The sequence below is a fragment of the Candidatus Pelagibacter sp. FZCC0015 genome (genome assembly GCF_007833635.1).
In the GTDB taxonomy this organism is placed as follows: domain Bacteria; phylum Pseudomonadota; class Alphaproteobacteria; order Pelagibacterales; family Pelagibacteraceae; genus Pelagibacter.
In genome coordinates, this window is the sequence record NZ_CP031125.1 from 542,774 (window position 1) to 562,537 (window position 19,764).

Annotated in this window: 22 protein-coding genes and 1 tRNA gene; 10 read left to right on the forward strand and 13 right to left on the reverse strand. The window is 28.9% G+C overall.

Going from position 1 to position 19,764, the window contains the following annotated elements:
- The first annotated feature begins 1 nt into the window (after nt 1).
- Genes DT059_RS02850 through DT059_RS02875 form a run of 6 tightly spaced genes read left to right on the forward strand, consistent with a single transcriptional unit; the run spans nt 2 to nt 2,802 of the window.
- A complete protein-coding gene (locus tag DT059_RS02850) occupies nt 2–196 on the forward strand; it encodes a protein BatD (protein WP_145596605.1) in 195 nt (64 codons plus the stop codon).
- Nucleotides 193–918 (forward strand): 1-(5-phosphoribosyl)-5-[(5-phosphoribosylamino)methylideneamino]imidazole-4-carboxamide isomerase, encoded by a 726-nt coding sequence (gene hisA / locus DT059_RS02855; protein ID WP_145596607.1) that lies wholly within the window; start codon nt 193–195, stop codon nt 916–918. Before DT059_RS02850 ends, hisA begins: the two co-directional genes overlap by 4 nt.
- A complete protein-coding gene (gene hisF, locus DT059_RS02860) occupies nt 911–1,666 on the forward strand; it encodes an imidazole glycerol phosphate synthase subunit HisF (protein WP_145596609.1) in 756 nt (251 codons plus the stop codon). Before hisA ends, hisF begins: the two co-directional genes overlap by 8 nt.
- Before the next feature lies 1 nt (nt 1,667).
- Nucleotides 1,668–1,940, forward strand: a complete 273-nt coding sequence (hisE, locus tag DT059_RS02865) for a phosphoribosyl-ATP diphosphatase (RefSeq protein ID WP_145596611.1) — start codon at nt 1,668–1,670, stop codon at nt 1,938–1,940.
- On the forward strand, nt 1,937–2,302 hold the full coding sequence (locus tag DT059_RS02870; RefSeq protein ID WP_145596613.1) for an HIT domain-containing protein: 366 nt from the start codon (nt 1,937–1,939) through the stop codon (nt 2,300–2,302). The genes hisE and DT059_RS02870 overlap by 4 nt, the downstream gene beginning before the upstream one ends.
- Complete coding sequence (locus DT059_RS02875; protein WP_145596615.1) at nt 2,299–2,802, forward strand: GNAT family N-acetyltransferase; 504 nt, start codon at nt 2,299–2,301, stop codon at nt 2,800–2,802. The genes DT059_RS02870 and DT059_RS02875 overlap by 4 nt, the downstream gene beginning before the upstream one ends.
- On the opposite strand, the gene DT059_RS02880 is transcribed toward DT059_RS02875, so the two are convergent.
- Nucleotides 2,799–3,347 (reverse strand): LolA family protein, encoded by a 549-nt coding sequence (locus DT059_RS02880; protein WP_145596617.1) that lies wholly within the window; start codon nt 3,345–3,347, stop codon nt 2,799–2,801. The genes DT059_RS02875 and DT059_RS02880 overlap by 4 nt on opposite strands.
- A complete protein-coding gene (locus DT059_RS02885) occupies nt 3,347–5,431 on the reverse strand; it encodes a DNA translocase FtsK (protein WP_145596619.1) in 2,085 nt (694 codons plus the stop codon). Before DT059_RS02885 ends, DT059_RS02880 begins: the two co-directional genes overlap by 1 nt.
- Before the next feature lie 23 nt (nt 5,432–5,454).
- On the opposite strand from DT059_RS02885, the gene DT059_RS02890 reads away from it, so the two are divergent.
- Nucleotides 5,455–6,570: a ubiquinone biosynthesis protein UbiB gene (locus DT059_RS02890; RefSeq protein ID WP_145596621.1), complete on the forward strand. Its 1,116-nt coding sequence runs from the start codon at nt 5,455–5,457 to the stop codon at nt 6,568–6,570.
- Between the two features lies 1 nt (nt 6,571).
- Here DT059_RS02890 and DT059_RS02895 read toward each other — a convergent pair whose 3' ends face one another.
- Together DT059_RS02895 and DT059_RS02900 are read right to left on the reverse strand one after the other, a co-directional pair.
- On the reverse strand, nt 6,572–7,216 hold the full coding sequence (locus DT059_RS02895; RefSeq protein ID WP_145596622.1) for an LON peptidase substrate-binding domain-containing protein: 645 nt from the start codon (nt 7,214–7,216) through the stop codon (nt 6,572–6,574).
- A gap of 47 nt (nt 7,217–7,263) precedes the next feature.
- Nucleotides 7,264–8,526: a tetratricopeptide repeat protein gene (locus DT059_RS02900; RefSeq protein ID WP_145596624.1), complete on the reverse strand. Its 1,263-nt coding sequence runs from the start codon at nt 8,524–8,526 to the stop codon at nt 7,264–7,266.
- Nucleotides 8,527–8,615: 89 nt separating this feature from the next.
- Here DT059_RS02900 and DT059_RS02905 point away from each other — a divergent pair.
- Both DT059_RS02905 and DT059_RS02910 read left to right on the forward strand, forming a co-directional pair.
- Nucleotides 8,616–8,690 (forward strand) — tRNA-Gly (locus tag DT059_RS02905).
- Nucleotides 8,691–8,698: 8 nt separating this feature from the next.
- Entirely contained in the window at nt 8,699–9,043 is a 345-nt protein-coding gene (locus DT059_RS02910) for a 4a-hydroxytetrahydrobiopterin dehydratase (protein WP_145596627.1), read from the forward strand.
- Here the strand turns inward: DT059_RS02910 and purH are convergent.
- The 6 genes from purH to DT059_RS02940 form a co-directional block, all read right to left on the reverse strand.
- A complete protein-coding gene (purH, locus tag DT059_RS02915; protein WP_145596629.1) occupies nt 9,033–10,571 on the reverse strand; it encodes a bifunctional phosphoribosylaminoimidazolecarboxamide formyltransferase/IMP cyclohydrolase in 1,539 nt (512 codons plus the stop codon). The two genes, DT059_RS02910 and purH, sit on opposite strands and share 11 nt — an antisense overlap.
- Nucleotides 10,571–12,196, reverse strand: coding sequence for a heparinase II/III family protein (locus DT059_RS02920; protein ID WP_145596631.1), 1,626 nt, complete (start codon nt 12,194–12,196; stop codon nt 10,571–10,573). Before DT059_RS02920 ends, purH begins: the two co-directional genes overlap by 1 nt.
- Before the next feature lie 4 nt (nt 12,197–12,200).
- Nucleotides 12,201–12,860 (reverse strand): ribulose-phosphate 3-epimerase, encoded by a 660-nt coding sequence (gene rpe / locus DT059_RS02925; RefSeq protein ID WP_145596633.1) that lies wholly within the window; start codon nt 12,858–12,860, stop codon nt 12,201–12,203.
- A 28-nt stretch (nt 12,861–12,888) separates the two neighbouring features.
- Nucleotides 12,889–13,245, reverse strand: a complete 357-nt coding sequence (locus DT059_RS02930) for a hypothetical protein (protein WP_023854560.1) — start codon at nt 13,243–13,245, stop codon at nt 12,889–12,891.
- Between the two features lie 68 nt (nt 13,246–13,313).
- The gene (locus DT059_RS02935) at nt 13,314–15,128 is read right to left on the reverse strand and encodes a sodium:solute symporter family protein (RefSeq protein ID WP_145596634.1); all 1,815 of its coding nucleotides are present in this window, start codon (nt 15,126–15,128) and stop codon (nt 13,314–13,316) included.
- A complete protein-coding gene (locus tag DT059_RS02940; protein WP_023854562.1) occupies nt 15,128–15,388 on the reverse strand; it encodes a DUF4212 domain-containing protein in 261 nt (86 codons plus the stop codon). The genes DT059_RS02935 and DT059_RS02940 overlap by 1 nt, the downstream gene beginning before the upstream one ends.
- Nucleotides 15,389–15,523: 135 nt before the next feature.
- On the opposite strand from DT059_RS02940, the gene DT059_RS02945 reads away from it, so the two are divergent.
- A complete protein-coding gene (locus DT059_RS02945) occupies nt 15,524–16,147 on the forward strand; it encodes an esterase (RefSeq protein ID WP_145596636.1) in 624 nt (207 codons plus the stop codon).
- Here DT059_RS02945 and acs read toward each other — a convergent pair.
- From acs to tsaD, 3 genes are read right to left on the reverse strand one after another with little or no spacing between them, the layout of a single operon-like run.
- Nucleotides 16,144–18,240 (reverse strand): acetate--CoA ligase, encoded by a 2,097-nt coding sequence (acs, locus tag DT059_RS02950; protein ID WP_145596638.1) that lies wholly within the window; start codon nt 18,238–18,240, stop codon nt 16,144–16,146. The two genes, DT059_RS02945 and acs, sit on opposite strands and share 4 nt — an antisense overlap.
- A gap of 15 nt (nt 18,241–18,255) precedes the next feature.
- The gene (locus DT059_RS02955) at nt 18,256–18,669 is read right to left on the reverse strand and encodes an EVE domain-containing protein (protein ID WP_075504663.1); all 414 of its coding nucleotides are present in this window, start codon (nt 18,667–18,669) and stop codon (nt 18,256–18,258) included.
- Nucleotides 18,669–19,742 (reverse strand): tRNA (adenosine(37)-N6)-threonylcarbamoyltransferase complex transferase subunit TsaD, encoded by a 1,074-nt coding sequence (tsaD, locus tag DT059_RS02960; RefSeq protein ID WP_145596640.1) that lies wholly within the window; start codon nt 19,740–19,742, stop codon nt 18,669–18,671. The genes DT059_RS02955 and tsaD overlap by 1 nt, the downstream gene beginning before the upstream one ends.
- Nucleotides 19,743–19,764: the final 22 nt, after the last annotated feature.

Genomic DNA, 19,764 nt, shown 5'->3' on the forward strand with positions numbered 1-19,764 from the left:
AATGTTTGAAAAACTAATTACAGATTTTTTTATGTTATGTGTTTATATTCTTCAAGTGATTGGAGGCACACCAGGACAATATGGTTTTGGATACTATTTAGCAAATATAATTATTTTTGTAATTCTACAGCCTGCTTTAATTTTACTATTTTTTATTCTTTGGAGAAAAGAAAAAAGAAAGAATAAGGATAGATGAAAATATTTCCAGCAATAGACATTAAGGATAAAAAATGTGTGAGGTTAGTCCAAGGAGATTTTGATAACAAAACTGAATACGAAATGTCCCCAGTTGAACAAGCTAGCAAATTTAATGATCATGGTTTTAAAAACTTACACATAGTTGATTTAGATGGAGCTTTAACTGGTGAAACAGTTAATTTAGATATGATTCAGGAAATAGTTAGTAAATTTGATCTTAAGATTGAGATTGGTGGCGGTATTAGAAATTTTGAAAGTATTCAGAAATATACTGATGCTGGCGTCGAAAATGTTATTTTAGGAAGTGCTGCTATAAAAGATAAAAACTTTTTAAAAGAAGCATGTGATAAATTTCCAAATAAAATTGCTTTAGGGTTAGATGCTAAAGATGGATATTTATCGGTTTCTGGTTGGAAAGAAAATTCAAACCAATTAACCCTAGATTATTTGAAAGAAGTTAATGATTATGGTGCAAGCAGGTTGATTTATACTGATATTAATAGAGATGGAATGAAGCAAAGTCCTAATTTCGAAGAGACATCAAAAGTTGCTAATACATCCAATTGCCCAGTGATTATATCGGGTGGCGTCTCATCAATTGATGATATTAAAAAAGCTAAGGAGTTAAATAATAGTAATATCGAGGGCATAATAGTTGGAAAGGCTATTTACGATGGTGATATTAAACTGGATGAATTAGCTAAGGAACTAGATGCTTAAAAATAGAATAATACCTTGTTTAGACGTTAAAAATGGACGTGTGGTTAAGGGTATTAATTTTGTTGATTTAAAAGACGCTGGTGATCCTGTCGAACAAGCTAAAATTTATTCTGATGGTGGAGCGGATGAAATTTGTTTTTTAGATATTACAGCTTCAAATGAAAATAGAGATACAATTTATGATGTAGTAGAGAAAACCTCGAAGAAATGCTTTGTTCCTTTAACTGTTGGTGGTGGTGTTAGAAGTGTTGAGGATATCAATAAACTACTGAATTGTGGAGCAGATAAAGTATCAATCAATACTGCTGCAGTTCAAAATCCAGAAGTAGTTGTAGAAAGTTCTAAAAAATTTGGGTCACAATGTATTGTAGTAGCGATAGATGCTAAAAAAAACGGAGATAAATGGGAAATTTTCACTCATGGTGGAAGAAACAATACAGGAACTGATGCAATAGAATTTGCTAAAAAGATGGAAGATAGTGGGGCAGGAGAACTACTAGTTACTTCTATGGATCGAGATGGTACTCAAGTTGGTTACGATATTGAGCTTATGTCTAAAATTTCATCCAAGGTAAATATTCCAGTTATTGCTTCTGGTGGTGTTGGAAATTTGGATCATTTGGTAGATGGAATTAAATTAGGAAATGCCAGTGCAGTTCTAGCAGCATCAATATTTCACTACGGCAAACATTCAGTAAAAGAAGCTAAGGAGTATTTGGATTCAAAAGGAATTCCTGTTAGAATTTAACATGCTTAATACATTAGAAAACTTAATCAAACTTGCACGAGAGAGAAAATCTTCGCCTGTTGAAGGTTCGTACACTAATAAGCTGCTTACTGACAAATTATTAAGCAAGGCAAAAGTTTTAGAGGAAGTTAATGAATTGATTGAGGCTGTGGAGGAAAATTCTAATAAGATCCATGAAGCAGCAGATGTATTTTACCATTTGCTAATGTATCTTGAGGCAAATGACATCAAAATTGAAGAAGTAATGTCGGAGTTAGAAAAAAGAAAAAAATGAGTTACGACGATAATAATATTTTTGCAAAAATTTTACGTGGAGAGATTCCTTGTAATAAAATTTATGAGGATGATTTTGTTTTGTCATTTCATGATATCAATCCACAAAAAAAAATTCATGCCTTGGTTATTCCCAAAGGAAAATATATTGACTTAGATGATTTTAGTTTAAATGCCTCTCCAGAGGAGATGGTTGGGTTATTAAAAGGTATTAATATAGTTGCTAAAAAGCTTGGTATTTCAACAGAAGGAGGACAGGGCTATAGAGCTTTAGCAAATATCAGTAATGATGGAGGACAAGAAGTACCTCATTTACACTTTCATCTATTTGGAGGCGAACGAGTAGGAAAAATGGTTGAGTGACCGAAGAAGTTAAAAGAAATTATTTAGAAATAAACTCACTTCAGGATCTCATTGAAGGAAATAAGCCCTCGGAAGATTATTCTTTAAGTTTAATTGATCCAATTAATTTTCAATTAAATAAATTTTTTTATAAAACTATTGGAAAAAATCATAGGTGGATAGATAGATTGTCTTGGTCAGAAGAAAAGTGGATTAACTATGTATCAAATAAGAGCGTTAGATCGTATGTATTTAAATTTAAAGATGATTTAGTAGGTTTTTTTGAATTAATCTTTCATCCAGAAAAAAATGAGACTGAAATTGCTTATTTTGGAATATTGGAGGAATATCAAAATAAAAAATTAGGTTCCTATTTATTATCTGAAGCTATTAAAAAATCTTTTCAAAATACAGTTAATCGTGTTTGGGTTCATACTTGTTCTTTAGATCATAAAAATGCTTTAAACAATTATATTGCTAGAGGAATGAAAATTTTTAAAACTGAAATTTTAAATATTTAGTTTTGAGATGGAATTTTAAATAAGTTTTTTTTAAGAACTCTATTTTTCCTTATTGATGAAATAAAAGTAACATTAAAATTTTGATAAATGTCTTTGTTTTGCCACCCAATTAAATCATAAGTTTGATTGTCAAAAAATATATTAATTTCATTACCTTTTTCTATAATTGTAAAGTTAATAATATTTTTATCAACAATTCTCTCTTCAAGTTCATTAATCTTATTTATTAAAAAATTTTTATCTAAAATAAAATTTAAAGGTGTTTTTTCTAGAGGATATCTATAATAACTTGTTCTTGTTTTTACAACTAAAGATTTTCCATTTGATACTAGTATTTTATTATTACTTCTTGCATATTCGCAAAAAATTTTTTTTGGATATTCAATGATGCAATTTCCATTTGCCATCTCTCCGTTTATGTTTTGTTCAAATTTAAAATCAAAATTATTGATCTTATTTAAATTTTTAATTATTTTATCTTTGATCTCAGCGTTTGAATTAAAAGTTAGAGTAAGAAAAAAAAAAACTAATAAATATCGAAACATTAGAGAACGTCTCTTTTACCAACATGATTGGCTTTACTTACAATTCCATCTGCTTCCATCATATCAATCATTCTTGCAGCTCTATTGTAGCCAATTTGAAGCTTTCTTTGAAGAAAGGAGGTAGATGCTTTGCCCTCAGACCTAATTATTTCTACTGCCTGATTATATAAATCATCTTTATCTTCCATATTTTGATTATGGCCAATTTCTTTTTCATCAGCAAAGTTTAGTATTTCATCAACATAATCTGGCTCCGCTTGCGATCTTAAGAAATTATTTATTTTTTCTATCTCATTATCTGAAACAAAAGGTGCGTGTATCCTGACTATCCTGTTCGCAGACGACATATAAAGCATGTCTCCTTTTCCTAATAATTGTTCTGCACCTTGTTCACCTAGAATTGTTCTGCTATCTATTTTTGATGTTACTTGAAATGATATTCTGGTTGGAAAATTTGCTTTAATTGTACCTGTAATTACATCTACACTAGGCCTTTGAGTGGCCATTATGATATGAATACCAGCAGCCCTCGCCATTTGTGAAAGTTTTTGTATGTAATTTTCAATTTCTTTACCAGCAACTAACATTAAATCAGACATTTCATCGACAACAACAACTATGTATGGCATTGGAAGTTTGTGTTTTGAATTGTATCCATCAATATTTCTCACTCCTTCTTTTGTCATTAATCTATATCTACTCTCCATTTCTTTAACTACCCAACCAAGAACAGATGCAGCCTTTTTAGCTTCTGTTATTACAGGACATAGCAAGTGAGGTATTCCTTCATACGTTGAAAGCTCAAGCATTTTAGGATCAATTAAAATAAATTTACATTTGTCTGGTGTGTGCCTGTATAGAAGTGATAAAATAATAGTATTTATACAAACAGATTTACCTGATCCAGTAGTCCCAGCTATAAGCAAGTGAGGCATCGAAGATAAATCTCCAACCACAGGTATACCAGATATACTTTTGCCTAACGCTATGGGTAATTTTATCTCTCTTTTTTTAAAATCTTGGTTTTTTAAAATTTCACTTAAATAAACATTTTCTCTGGCATTATTAGGAAGTTCAATTCCAACAGTATTTCTACCTGGTATTGTTGCAATTCTTGCAGATTCTGAACTTGTATTTCTAGCTATATCGTCTGATAAATTAATAATTTTAGAAACTTTTACTCCTGCAGCTGGCTCAAATTCATTTAAAGTAACAACTGGACCGTGGCTTACTTTTTTAATATTTCCACTCACACCAAAATCTAAAAGTATTTTTTCTAAAAACTCTGAATCATATATTTCATTTTCTTTTAAATTTCCCCTTTCGTTTTTTGAAGGGATTTTTAACAAGTCAACACTTGGCAATTTAAAAGTAGTTTTGACTGTGTTTTTATTTTCCGTCTTGATAAAAGGTAAATCTCCTTGAATTAAATTTTTAATTTCTTCTTGAGGTATATATTCATTAATAATTTCATTTTTATTAGTATAATTTTTTTCATTATTTTTATTTAAAAATTTTAAAATTTTTTTTAAAAATATAAAAAATTTAATTAGATTGAAGTTGATACTAATTAGAAATACAAATAAAATAATAACAATCAACATGTAGTAAGATAAAGTTGCATTAATTTCTATCAATGAATTAAGGAAAGTTTCATTTAAAAATGATCCTACGAAACCTCCATTCCCATTTATATAAAGAGTAAAAGCATTAGAATAAAAATTAGCAAAGAAGAGAGCCCCAAATAATGAGTAAAGAATAATAAAAAACGTATTTTCAATTATTAAAAAAAACTCTTTATGTCTAATAATATTTATCCCGGTAAAAATAAATGTAAGTGAAATTAAATATGCAACTAAACCCACTGATTGAAAAAATAAATCAGAAACAAAACTTCCATGAAATCCTAAAGTATTTCTAATTTCTGTGTTATCTGGAAATATAAAATTAGGATCCTCAGGTGAGTAGGTTAGCAATGCAATTAATAATAAACAGCCTCCACTAAAAACAATTGTTCCAAAAATTTCTGCTAGTCTTTTAATTAAAAAATTAATGAATAAATTAGCTGTTTTTTTAATATCCATATGTATGAATCAATTTTACCACTTTGTATCATCTAATTTTTATTGTTAAAATTAAAAATAATATGAGAGTTTGTATTCTTGGAACTGGTTTATCGAGCCTTACATTGGCTAAAGCATTAGTAAATCAAAACATTTATGTAGATTTGTTAGCTCAAAAAAAAAATCTCTTAATAGATAAATCTAGAACAATTGGAATTACTAAAAGCAATATTGATTTTTTAAATAAAAATATAATCAATATTGAAAAAATTATTTGGAAATTAAAAAAAATTGAAATTTTTAGTGAAAATTTTAAAGATCAAACATTAATAGAATTTAAAAATAATAATAAGGAGCTCTTTTCTATCGTAAAAAATTATAAATTTTATGAGCGTTTAGAAAAAAGTTTAAATCAAAATAATTATTTTAAAAAAAAAAATTTTCAAAAAAAAATTAAATTTAAAAAAAAATATGAACTTGTAATAAATACTGATTTTTCAAATAGTATCAGTAGAAAATATTTTAGTAAAAAGATTATTAAAAAATATAATAGTCTTGCATATACAACAATTATCAAACACGATAAAATAAAAAATAATGTAGCTTCTCAAATTTTTACTAAACAAGGGCCTTTGGCTTTTCTTCCGATTTCTAACAGAGAAACTTCGATTGTGTATTCTTTAGATTCAAATTCTAAAAGAAAAAATGAAAATATTAATGATTTGATTAATAAATATAATGTAAAATATAAAATAAAAAAAATAGAAAAATCTAAATCATTTGAGTTAAAATCAATAAATTTAAGATCATATTATAATAAAAATATACTTGCATTTGGTGATTTATTACATCGAATTCATCCACTAGCAGGTCAAGGCTTTAACATGACGCTTCGCGATATTAAAATTCTTTTAGAAATTATTAAAAAAAAACGTGAATTAGGTTTACCTATTGATGATTCTGTAAATTCAGAGTTTGAAAAGAAAATAAAACATAAAAATTTTTTATTTTCAAATGGAATTGATCTTATAAATGAACTTTTCAAGTTAGAGAGAAAAACAAATGTTGATTTTGTAGGTAAGTCAATTCACTTTTTTGGTAAAAAACCATTCATTAATAAGATCTTTACTAGAATTGCAGATGAGGGATTATCTATATAATTTATTGGAGGGTGTTGTTGTTAAATTCATCGTAAGTATATGTGCTTAAAATTTCGGCAATATTATTTTTTCTTTCATTTAGATTTTGAGCCTCTAATAGCATTTGTTTTTCTTCTAAGGAAAAAGGAGATGCCATTGCAAGAGCATTAATCGTTTCATCTAAACTTTGTTTTTCTAAAGCTTTCCAATTAATAATAAAACCCTTTTTTTCAAAAAGATATTTTAAATCTTTAAAAATAAGTTCAAGGTCAGAAAATTTTAAATCTTCTTTTTCATTATTAAGATCTTTATTAAAGTTATCAAAATTTACTTCAAAAATTCTATATTTTTTTTTAACTTGCAATTCTTTCTTTTTTTCAAATCTTATAAGACCTCTCAGTTCAATCAAATATCGTCCATCTTCAGTTTCTTTAAAAGAAGTTATTTTACCCATACATCCAACATTATGAAGTTCAGGAATATGAAAAGTATCGGCTGAAGTTTTTGGTTGAATCATTCCAATTAATTTATTTGACCTCATGCAATCGTCAATCATGTCAATATATCTAGGCTCAAAAATATTCAGCGGAACTGAAGTTTTGGGAAAAATAATGAAGTTACTTAATGGAAATACTGGAATTTGTTTTGGCAGATCAATTTTGTTCATTATTAATGATTATATAATAAAATCACTTATTTTTAAAAATATTTTTATTAGGAGAGTTTGTTAACCTGAATTATTTTTTTTAGATTATTATTAATTGTAAATTTATGATCAAATTTCTCATAAGTTTGATCTTTCGTTAAATTTGCAAAAAATAACCAGTTTCGAATAATCATTATATCGTTAAATCCAATTCCTTTATTAGTGTTTTGTTTTTTTTTCATTAGGTTAAATTTTGGAAATTTTGAATCTACAATTTGTTCATAATTTTTCCAATCAGGATTATATTTTATATGAGTTTGTTCTGCATTTTCGTAACCTGGATATTTTTTATTAAATTCTGAACAACCCCTCTTAATATTTGCTGATAAATTTTTCGAAATTGAAAATTTGATAATTTCATCTACATTATTTTTTACAATTTTTGCCTCCTCAATTGATCTACAATAAATAAAACCTTTGTAATTTGATTTAGAATTAGATCTTAGATCAATCATACATTTTCTTAAATTATTATTTGGTAATAAAATATTATCAAAAATTATAAACAGTTTTATTAAATCAATAACATTTTCTAAATTAATCGTAACTTTTATACAAGAGAAACAAAATTCAGGAATAATCTCATATGTTTTAAATACAGAAAAATGTCTATCACAATTTAAATTTAAATCATTTCTTCTGAATATTTGAGTTTGTGTAAAAAATAAATTGTGAAAGTTTTTATTAATTATATTATTAGCTTCATTAAATAAATTTATAATATCATTGTCTTCAATTTTTTTTTTTAAAAAAAAATTATATTTTGAATTTTTAATAGCGAGATCGGTTTCAATAATTTTATTTTGATCGACGTTACTAATATTTGTTTGGTTTAGCTTTTCAGTTATTATTTCTATTAATTTATTGTCATTTGGGTTTAAATCCAAAGCTAATTTATAATATTTTAATGCTGATAAATTTTCTCCTAAATTTGAATAACATTTACCTATATTTTCATAAGTTTCCAAAAATTTATTATTTATTGTTAAGGCTTTTTTAAAATCTTTAATAGCATCATTAAAATTACCAAGTTCGAATGATGCTGATCCTCTTGCATTAAAACACATAAATGAATTATTGTTAATTTTAATTGCTATTGAATATGCTTCAAATGACTTCTTAAATTCTTTTAAATTTAAATAAATAAAACCTTTTAGACAGACTAAATCAAAATCACTTTGATGATTGCCAATATTATTAATTAAAGTTAAAGATTCTTTAAATTTATTATTTTTAATAAGTTTTATTATTTCTGGATATTTGTTTTTCATATCTTTTTTAAATATAATTTATCACTTATTTCAATTTTTTTATATTGCTTGCAATTCTAAAAGCCTCTATTTATAATAATTTTAAATAAGCGGGCATAGCTCAGTGGTAGAGCGTCTCGTTGCCAACGAGAAGGTCGAGGGTTCGACCCCCTTTGCCCGCTCCAAAAAATTTATGAGTGATTTAGCAAGTAAAAAATGTGTTCCATGTGAAGGAAATATCCCACCCTTTAATGCTGGTGAAATACACAAATATCTAAAAAAGGTTGATGGTTGGGAAGTTTTAGAAGATAAAATTGATGGTTTTCATTTAATAAAAAGTTTCAAATTTGATAATTTTTTAGACAGTCAAGAATTTGTAAATAAAGTTGGAGAAATAGCTGAGTCTGAAGGTCATCACCCTGATTTATGGTTCGGATGGGGTTATGCGAGAATTAAAATATACACGCATGCAATTAAAGGTCTTGCGGAGAGCGATTTTATTCTTGCGGCAAAAATAGACCAGATATCTAATGTCTAAAGTGTCTTGTCTTTGAAAAAACAAGCACTGTATCTGTTTCATTTGCAAAATTAATTATTTCTTTATCTCTTATTGATCCAGATGGTTGAACAACCGCTTTAACACCTGATTGTACTAATTTTTCAATACCATCTACAAATGGAAAAAAAGCATCTGAGGCTGCAACCAAATTATCAGTTTCAAGATTAAATTTTTTCATTTTATTTATTGCTATTTGACAACTGTCTAATCTACTTGGTTGACCAGATCCAATACCAACAGTTGTTTCGTTTGATGCTAAAACTATTGCATTTGATTTCACATATCTGCATACATTAAAAGCAAAAATTAGATCCTTAAGTTGTTTTGATGTTGGTTTTCTTTTTGATACAATTTTAAAATTTTTTTTTGAAAATAAGTTTAAATCCTCTGATTGAATCATTATAGCTCGATTAAATGATATAAATTTATGAAGTTCTTTTGATGTATAATTTGTTCCATCAATTAATCTTAGGTTTTTTTTAGTTTTTAATATTTTGAGAGCATTACTATCAAAACCATTTGCAATTATGACTTCTAAAAATAATTTATTTAACTCTTTAGCTAAATTTATTGTAATTTTAAAATTACAAGAAACTATTCCTCCAAAGGCACTTAAAGGGTCACAAGAAAGAGCTGATTTATAACTTTCTAAATTGTCATATTTAGTTGAAACTCCACATGGATTTGTATGTTTAACTATGACTGTTCCTCTGCCTTTTGGTAAAGATCTTGAAATTGTTAGAGCACTAAATATATCATTATAATTGTTGTAACTAAGTTGTTTTCCATGAATTTGTTTTAAATTTGTACTCGAACTAATTGAATAGATTGCACTTTGTTGATGAGGATTTTCTCCGTATCTAAGTTTTTCTGTGAGATTTCCATAGAATACTTTTTTCTTAGGAAAAATAGTATTTGTTTTTTTATTAAAATAGTCAGAAATAACGGAGTCATAATAAGCTGTTTCAGTAAAAGCTATCCTTGATAGCTTTTCCCTAAAACTTAAGGAAGTAGATCCTTTGAATTTTTTTAGTTCTTGAATTAATTCCTCATATTGATCTGAAGACGTTATTACAGCTACATCATTATAGTTTTTTGCTGCAGATCTAACCATAGTAGGACCACCTACATCTATATTTTCTATTATTTTTTGATGATTATTTGTTTTTTTTAGAGTGTTCTCAAATGGATAAAAATTAACTATGACTAAATCAATATTCTCAAAATTATTATCTTTAAGATCTTTTAAGTGAGATTTTTTTTTTCTTTTATTTAAAATTCCAGCATGGATTTTTGGATGAAGAGTTTTTACTCTACCCTCCAAAATTTCAGGGGAATTAGTAAAATCAGATACTTCTAAACAATTAAATTTTAATCTTTTAATCTCTTTATAAGTACCACCCGAGCTAATTATTTTAATTTTGTTCTTTTTTAAAATATTTAATAATGGTTTTAAGTTTGTTTTGTCAGATACAGATATAAGAGCTGTTTTAATTTTTTTCTTCATTACAACTTACTTATTTCCCACTTAATTAACTGCTCTTTTTCGTTGTTCATACCTGATATAAAAATATTTTGGTTTTGTTTATATGAATTTTTATTACCGAAATATAAACCATTATCAATATTAATATCAAAGTTATCACAACTAAATTTCCAACCTTCTTCATCTATTTCAATTAGTATAGATTTGTTATCTTGTGTTTTCATTACTTTTGAGTTTGGATCAAGATGAAATCTAATATCAAATTTAATTTCTTTATTTGAACTTTTTCTAAATAATTTATCATAGCCAACAAATTTCATTTGTTCTGGGTAGAACTCAATCTCTCTCTCATAAATGGTTCCAAATTTAATTAAATATCCATCATGTGTACCTGATATTTTCCAATAATTATTTTCAAAAACTACATTTTTTTTTGATACTTTTAGCCCTTTATCAACAATCAAATTTTTTTGATGCTTAATAAAATTACAAGAAGAATAATCCTCAATACTTAAAGCACAATGTAAAGCTGTACTTCTTGATAATTTATTAAATTTATTATTTTTATCTGAATAGTAACCAGCATTAGAAATTAATTTTTTATCATTAGAAAATATTTCAAATGATAAAGCTCCAGCCTGATAGTCGTTAGAAAACATTTTGCTAGGACTAGATCCAATATCAGCAGCAAGAATTATTTTTTTATTTTTTAATATTGCATATCCACCAAGTTCATTGATTTGATTTTTAAAAGTATAACCAAACCTTTTTAAATATTGATCAAATTCTTTATTTTCAGAAGAATAATTACCATTAAAAAAAACATCTTGTTTTATATTTTGCCAAATGAAAGCATAACTTGATCCCAAATAATAAATGGTCTCATCAATATATTCAGGTATTAAGCTCTGAGATTCTTTAAACCACTCTCTAATAATTATAAAGTATTTTAAATAAAATATTAATTGTCTGATATTTCTAGATTTTGTAAAACCCTGGTTGTCAATTGAAGATTTAATAATATTTTTTAATAAATTCAATCCATTTACAATATATTGTTTTTCATTTTTGTATGCTAATCCAGTTAAAATGATTGCAGCGCACCCAATCATTTTATTTTCTACTTCTTTTGAGTTTTTGATTTCATTTAACAAATGATTAGTTTGTTTTTGAATCATATAATCAAAAGTGGATCTGTATTCTTGGTCACTATCTTCGTAAGTGAGTTGATGATTTGATAACCATGAAATAATTCTTTTTGCTGTTAAATCAAATTCCCAGCTTTTTTTTTGATATTTACTATTATTTGAAATCCAGTTTTTGATAACTGTTTGTGTTGTTTTTTTTGAAGATTTTAAATCTAAGCTAAAAAACCAAAAAAAATTATTTAATTTTTCATAATCTTTTGAGCTTAAATTATTTTGCCAAATTGAATCAATAGCAAAGTCTTCAATTTTATATTTCTTATTTTGGTATTTTATTATAGACGAAAGCAAATGAGGACTTGGTTTATATTCAAAACTACTATCAAAAGTTTTTGATATTTTTTTTTCGTAAAAATTTGAATTTTGATATATTGATTTAAAACTATCTCTTATATTTAAATAAAATTGACCTAAAATGCCTAAGGAATTTGTATTAATCATTAACTTATTTTAATTTTAATAAATTAATATTTTTCTTTATATCTCCATCATTACTTTTGAACACTGTAGTACCGGAAACAAGAATGTTAGCACCAGCATCAATTGCACTTTTACAATTATCAAAATTTATTCCACCATCAATTTCTATGTCAAAATCTAAATTTTTTTGCTCTCTTATTTTTTTTAATTCTTTAATTTTATCTAAAACTTCTGGCATAAATTTTTGGCCGCCAAATCCAGGATTTACACTCATAATTAACACTAAATCTATTTGATCTAATAAATCTAATATTAAATCAATTTTAGATTCAGGATTAAGCGAAACTCCAACTTTTTTATTTTTTTCTTTTATTTTTTTAATTGAATTTTCTAAATTATCAGTTGCCTCAGGATGAATAGTAATAATATCTGCTCCTGCATCAGCATAAGCATCTATATATTTATACACTGGTGAAATCATTAAATGAACATCAAATATTAATGAACAATGTTTTCGAAGAGCTTTAATTACTGGAGGTCCTATTGTTAAATTAGGAACAAAATGACCATCCATCACATCCACATGAATCATATCAGCCCCACCTTCTTCAAGTCTTTTTATTTCTGACCCTAACTGACTGAAGTCAGCTGATAAAATTGATGGAGAAATTTGTATATTTTTCATTGATTGCTAGATTAACTAGTATCAATTTTTAAAATCTAAATGAATTAAAAAATTGATAAATTTGTCTAGAAATTTCACTCTCGAGAGGAAATGATAACATTCCCATCACTGAATAGCCTAAGATCCAAGGCATTAGATAAAATCTGATCATGTAGAAAAACCAAGCAACATATAAAGGCACTAATGGCCCAATAATAAAAGATGGAGTTATTGGTTTAAATAATTTTATTAAAGGATTGGTGTATTTTACAAATACTCTCATGAAAAAGAATTGAGAGTCTTCTCTTTGAAAAATATTCATTGCCACTCTTCCAATCAGTGTCCACATTATTACTCCAAGTACATAATCTATAAAATAAACTAAAGGATGAAAATTTGCTGACATTCAAAATTTATATTGGAAAATGTATTGAAATAAAAGGGGCGAAATTAATCGCCCCTTTAAAAGATTATTTAGTGTGATTTACCAAGAATTGTTTTACCACTCGGTACACGTACTTCATCAACCATTTTTTGAGTAGCTTTATCTGGTTCTGCAGTCATTAAACTAACTATTACCATTAAAACTAAACTAACAGCTGATCCGAAGATACCAAATGTTAACTGAGTAATTCCTAAGAATCCACTTCCACCAGTTCGTACCCAAACTAAGTACCAAGCACCGGCGATTAGACCTCCTAGCATACCAGCAATCGCACCTTGTCTATTAGCTCTCTTCCACCATACACCAAGTACAAGTGGGAAGAACAATCCAGACATCGCAAAATCAAAAGCCCATATAACCGAACCTAAGATTCCTTGAATTTCCATTGCTGCAATAGTTGCTCCAGCAAAACCAATTACTACAAGTAATACCCTTGCAACAAGTAGTCTTTTTGCAGTTTCCGCTTTTGGATCAATGATCTTGTAATAAACATCATGTGATATAGCGTTTGCAATCGCTAGAATCAAACCATCTGCAGTAGACATGGCAGCTGCCATACCTCCAGCAGCAACTAGACCTGAAATTACATAAGGTAATCCAGCTATCTCTGGTGTTGCTAATACAACGGCTTTACCACCCATGAAGAACTCATTTAATTCAACAGTTCCATTTCCGTTAAAGTCGCTGATAAACAATAGGTTTGCTTGGTTCCAGTTTTGGTACCAATCTATCGCTTCCACTTCTGCAAATGTCTTACCGATAATACCAGTTGGTAAATTCGGGTCGATCAATGATAACTTAGATAATGTAGCTAACATTGGAGCAGAAGAGTAAAGTAGGAAGATAAAGAATAATGACCAACCTACTGATTTTCTAGCTGCTTTTACACTTGGAGTAGTAAAATATCTCATCATCACGTGCGGTAATGAAGCTGTTCCCATCATCATCGCTAATGCTAATGAAATAAATGCCCAAGGTGTAGCGTTAACTGCAGAGTGAGCTTTAGTTATTCCTGCTAAGCCTTTAGGTACGTTCGCTAAATCTGCAGCAGAATTTTTAACAAATCCATACTGTTGCTCTAACTCAGCAATTCTAGCTACTTCATCAGCTAACATAAAGTGAGGAAAGAAACCTGCACCTATTTTGTTACTGATCCAGAATACTGGAAGTAAGTAAGCTATGATTAGAACGATGTATTGTGCAACCTGTGTCCAAGTTACCCCTCTCATACCACCTAACATTGAACATAATAAAATACTTATTAGTCCAATATAAACTGCGTATTGGAATGGGATATCTAGTGCAACAGATGCAATAGTACCTGTAGCGTTAATTTGTGCAGTCACATAAGTAAATGAAGCAACAGTTAAAACTACCACTGCGCTAAATCTAGCTAAATTACCACCGTATCGAGTACCTATAAAATCTGGAACTGTATAACAGCCAAATTTTCTTAAGTATGGTGCTAATAAAGATGCAACAAGCACGTAACCACCAGTCCAACCTACAAGTAGTGCCATATAACCGTAACCTTTAAAGTAAATACCACCCGCCATTGCAACGAATGAAGCACCAGACATCCAGTCTGCTGCAGTCGCCATTCCGTTGAAGACTGTTGGTACTTGCCTTCCAGCTACGTAATACGCATCTGCTTGGGCTGTTCTTGATAGCCAACCAATTAATGCATAGATGAATACAGTAAATGCAACAAAAGCAATACCAATTGCTTTTGCCGACATACCCATCTGTTCAGCAATTGCCATGATGATTATGAAACCTATAAATCCTCCTGTATAGATTCCGTAAACTCTAGGCAAGTTGTCTATAAAATTACCTTTAATCATTATTCGTCCTCTCTTTCGCTAAAGCCGAACTCTTCATCGATTTTTTCTTGTCTATTCGCAAACCAGAAAATCAGGATTACGAAAGCACCAAGAGATCCCTGACATGTAAACCAATATGTCCACGGATAACCGAAAGGTCCTGTGACCTCGTTCATTTCAGCTCCAAAGAGAAAGATGCCAATTGAGAAAACAAACCAAATTGCCAATGTTATAAATAACAATGACCTGGTTTTTTCCCAGTGTTTTTGTTGATTTGACATTTATACCTCTCTATTTAGTTATAACTGGGTAAAACCATAACCATTATCAGAGCTTTGAAAACCCTAAAAATTGATCATATTAGGTACTTATTTACTTACTTTTTTAAGATATAATTGGCGCAGTCAATAAAAAACATGGCAAAATACAAATTAACATGGAGAGATTTAAAAATTGAAGATTTAAAAACATATTTCTTCGCTATGTTTAAAGCGTTCATTCCCAAAAAAAAAATTAAAAATTTAGATGAACTTGAACAATTTATTCAAACAAAATCTGCTTGGGTTACTCAAGTTACTTTATATAATTATTTAAAAACTCGTATGGGAACGAGATATGTTCTTCATTTTGATAATGATGCCTTCATGTCCTCTGTTAATCTTGCGAAATGGAATATTTATTCCGTCTCATTACAAGATTTAACATTTTATACATTTTCACATTTAAAGGTAAATTTTAATTTTCAAGATATACAAAAAGCAAAAGAAATGTTTAATAAAATATTAGATGATGAAATCTCAAACAAGATGCCTTTAGATATTATCGAAGAAGCTAGAAAAAATTTTGATGAAAGATTAGAGAAAATTAATTGGGATATTTATTATCAAGACTTACCTTTTAATCCTAGTGCACTTTCATTGTATAAGTGGGCTCCTATAGCAGAAGAATTAAAAACTTTAGATCGTAAGATTGTTTTAAACTCCATGATTTTAAAGTGGGATGTTATTAAACAAGAGTTTAATGACTTAATTCAGTTTTAAATATTTTTTCTATTTTCAACTAAACTATCTACAACACTTGGGTCAGCTAGAGTTGTCGTATCACCTAATTGACCATGTTCATTTGCAGCAATTTTTCTTAGAATTCTTCTCATTATTTTTCCAGATCTTGTTTTTGGAAGTCCTGGAGTAAAATGAATAAGATCTGGAGTTGCTAGAGGTCCTATTTGCTTTCTTACCCAAAGCTTAAGATCTCTCTCGAGTTCACCAGTTTCGGTTTCACCAGCGTTTAAAGTAACATAACAATATAAACCATTACCTTTAATGTCATGAGGGTAACCAACTACAGCGGCCTCAGCTACTTTTGGATGTGCAACAAATGCACTCTCAATTTCAGCAGTTCCTAGGTTATGTCCTGAAACAATAATTACATCATCTACACGACCTGTGATCCAGTAATAACCATCTTTATCTCTTCTACATCCATCACCAGTAAAATATTTTCCATTGAATTGAGAAAAATATGTATCGATAAATCTTTGATGATCTCCATATACTGTTCTCATCTGTCCAGGCCATGATTGTGCTATGCAAAGTCTTCCTTCACCGGCGCCTTTTATCTCTTTACCGTTTTTATCAACAAGTACAGGCTTAATTCCATAGAAAGGTTTTGTTGCAGAACCAGGTTTCAGAGGAATAGCCCCTGTTTGTGGAGCGATCATTATGCCTCCAGTTTCTGTTTGCCACCAAGTGTCTACAATTGGGCATTTAGAATTACCAACAGTTTTATAGTACCACATCCAAGCCTCTGGATTTATGGGTTCTCCCACCGTTCCTAAAAGCTTAAGTGATTTTCTAGAGGTTTTTTTAACTGGTTTATCTCCTTCACGCATCAAAGCTCTTATTGCTGTTGGAGCTGTGTAGAAAGTATTTACTTTGTATTTGTCAACTATTTGCCACCACCTAGAACTATCAGGATAATTTGGAATTCCCTCAAACATGATAGTAGTAGCTCCATTCGCTAGGGGTCCATAAATAATATAACTATGTCCGGTTACCCACCCAATGTCAGCAGTGCACCAATAAATATCCTTTGGTTTGTAATTAAAAATATATTGATGAGTCATCGATGCGTAAACCATATAACCACCCGTCGTGTGAAGAACTCCTTTAGGTTTGCCTGTAGAACCTGAAGTATATAAAATAAACAAAGGATCTTCAGCGTTCATTTCCTCTGGTTCACAGTGGTTAGGAACGTCTTTGATTAAATCATGGTACCAAACATCTCTACTTTGATCCCAGTTGATGTAGTTGCCTGTACGTTTAACAACAATACATTTTTTAACGTTTGGACAACTCATAAGAGCTTCATCAACAGTATCTTTAAGTGGAATCATTTTTCCACCTCTAACGCCTTCATCTGCAGTTATAATATACTCAGACTCGCAATCATTCACTCTTCCAGAAATAGAGTCTGCTGAAAAACCTCCAAAAATAATTGAATGGACTGCACCAATTCTTACACAAGCTAACATTAAAATTGCTAACTCTGGTATCATTGTTAAATAAATTGTTACTCGATCTCCTTTTTTAATTCCTAATTTTTTCAAACCGTTTGCTGCTTTCGAAACTTTTTGGTGAAGTTGTTTATAAGAAATTTTTTGACTATCTTTTGGATCATCTCCCACCCAAATAATTGCAGTTTTATCTTTTTTATCTTTTAAATGTCTATCAATACAATTTGCTGAAGCATTTAAAGTACCATCTTCAAACCATTTAATTTTGACTTCTTTAGTACTGTATTTTACATCTTTAATTTTTTTATAAGGTTTGATCCATGTAATTCTTTTTCCTTCTTTTCTCCAAAACTCATCATTACTCTTTATAGATTGAGAATATTTTTGTTGGTACTTACTTTTGTTTGCTAAGCTGCTTTTAATCCATTCTGGTTTTGTTTTAATAACAATTTCAGGAGGCGCACTTCCATTCTCTTTTATTGCTTTAGATCTTTTTTTTACCTTTTTAGGGGACTTTTTTCTGACTTTAGATCTTTTCTTAACTTTTTTTGAGGTTTTTTTTCTAACCTTAGTTCTTTTTTTTCTTACTTTGCTTTTTTTCTTTTTTTTCTTTGGCATGAGATAATTTTTTTTTTAAATCTTACTCATGTTATTTATAATTTTCCAGCTTTTATAATCAACTGGCATTACAGAAAGCCTACTTTGCTTTATCAGAGCTAAATGGCTTAAATCCTTATTTTTTTTAATATTTTCGAGCGTTATAGGCTTTGAAAATTTAGACTTAAATTGAACAGTAACGGCAACAAATCTCCCTGTCTTGTCTGTTTTATCTATATAAGATTCTTTAATAACTTTTACTATTCCAACTATCTCTTTTCCTATGTTTGAATGATAAAAAAAACATAAATCTCCTTTCCTCATACTTTTTAAATTTTTTGCAGCTTGATAATTTCTGACACCATCCCAAGGTGCACCTTTAATCCCAGCTTTTTTTTGCTGATCAATCGACCAAACATCTGGTTCAGATTTCATCAACCAATATTGCATTACAATTGAACTCCAGCACCTTTGAGAAAAGCTGCATCTTCATCTAAAGGCCATCTAGGTTTTGCTGGATAATCTAAATTATTAAATTGATTTATTTTAAATTTTTCCAAACCTACCATTGCAATCATTGCTGCATTATCTCCACAAAACTCTACAGGAGGAAAAATACTTTTATAATTATTTTCTTCACATAGATTAAGTAACATTGACCTAATTTTTTTATTTGCCGCAACTCCTCCAGCAACAACGAAAATTTTTTCATTTAATTCATTTATTTTTTCAAATTCAGTAAAGGCAATTTTTGTTTTTTTATATAATATTTCCTCAATTGTTTTTTGAAAAGATGCTGCAAGATCATATTTATCTTGTTCTGATTTAATTGTTTTGCTTATCTTCAACACAGCAGTTTTTAGACCTGCAAAAGAAAGATTGCATCCTCCTTTGCTGAAAATTGGTTTTGGTAAATCATATTTTTCTGGATCACCTTTTTCAGCTAAAATTTCTATTTGAGGTCCTCCTGGAAATTTTATTCCTAAAAGTTTTGCCGTTTTGTCAAACGCCTCACCTAATGCATCATCAATAGTTGTTCCTAATCTTTTATATTTTCCAAGATTTTGAACACTTAAATATTGTGAGTGCCCACCTGAAATTAAAAGAAGTAAATATGGATAATTTAAATTTGAATTTAGTTTTGGACTTAAAGCATGTCCCTCTAAATGATTAACAGCAATAAAAGGTTTATTCATTGCTGTTGCAAAAGCTTTACCAAAACTTAATCCAACTGATAGACAAACAATTAATCCAGGGCCAGCGGTAGAAGCAACTGCATCTATTTCTTCAATTTTTCTCCCACTCTTATCTATAGCTTTTTTGACAATCCAATCAATTTTTTCAATGTGTGAACGAGCTGCTAGTTCTGGAACTACACCACCAAACTCCTTATGAACCTCCACTTGACTAGAAACAATATTAGACAAAACTACCGGGAATCCCTCTTCATTTTCAGTTATTAAAGAAGCTGCAGTTTCATCACAGCTAGATTCTATTCCAAGAATTAAGGGTTTTTTGCTCATTCAAATAGTTTTTAATAATTGT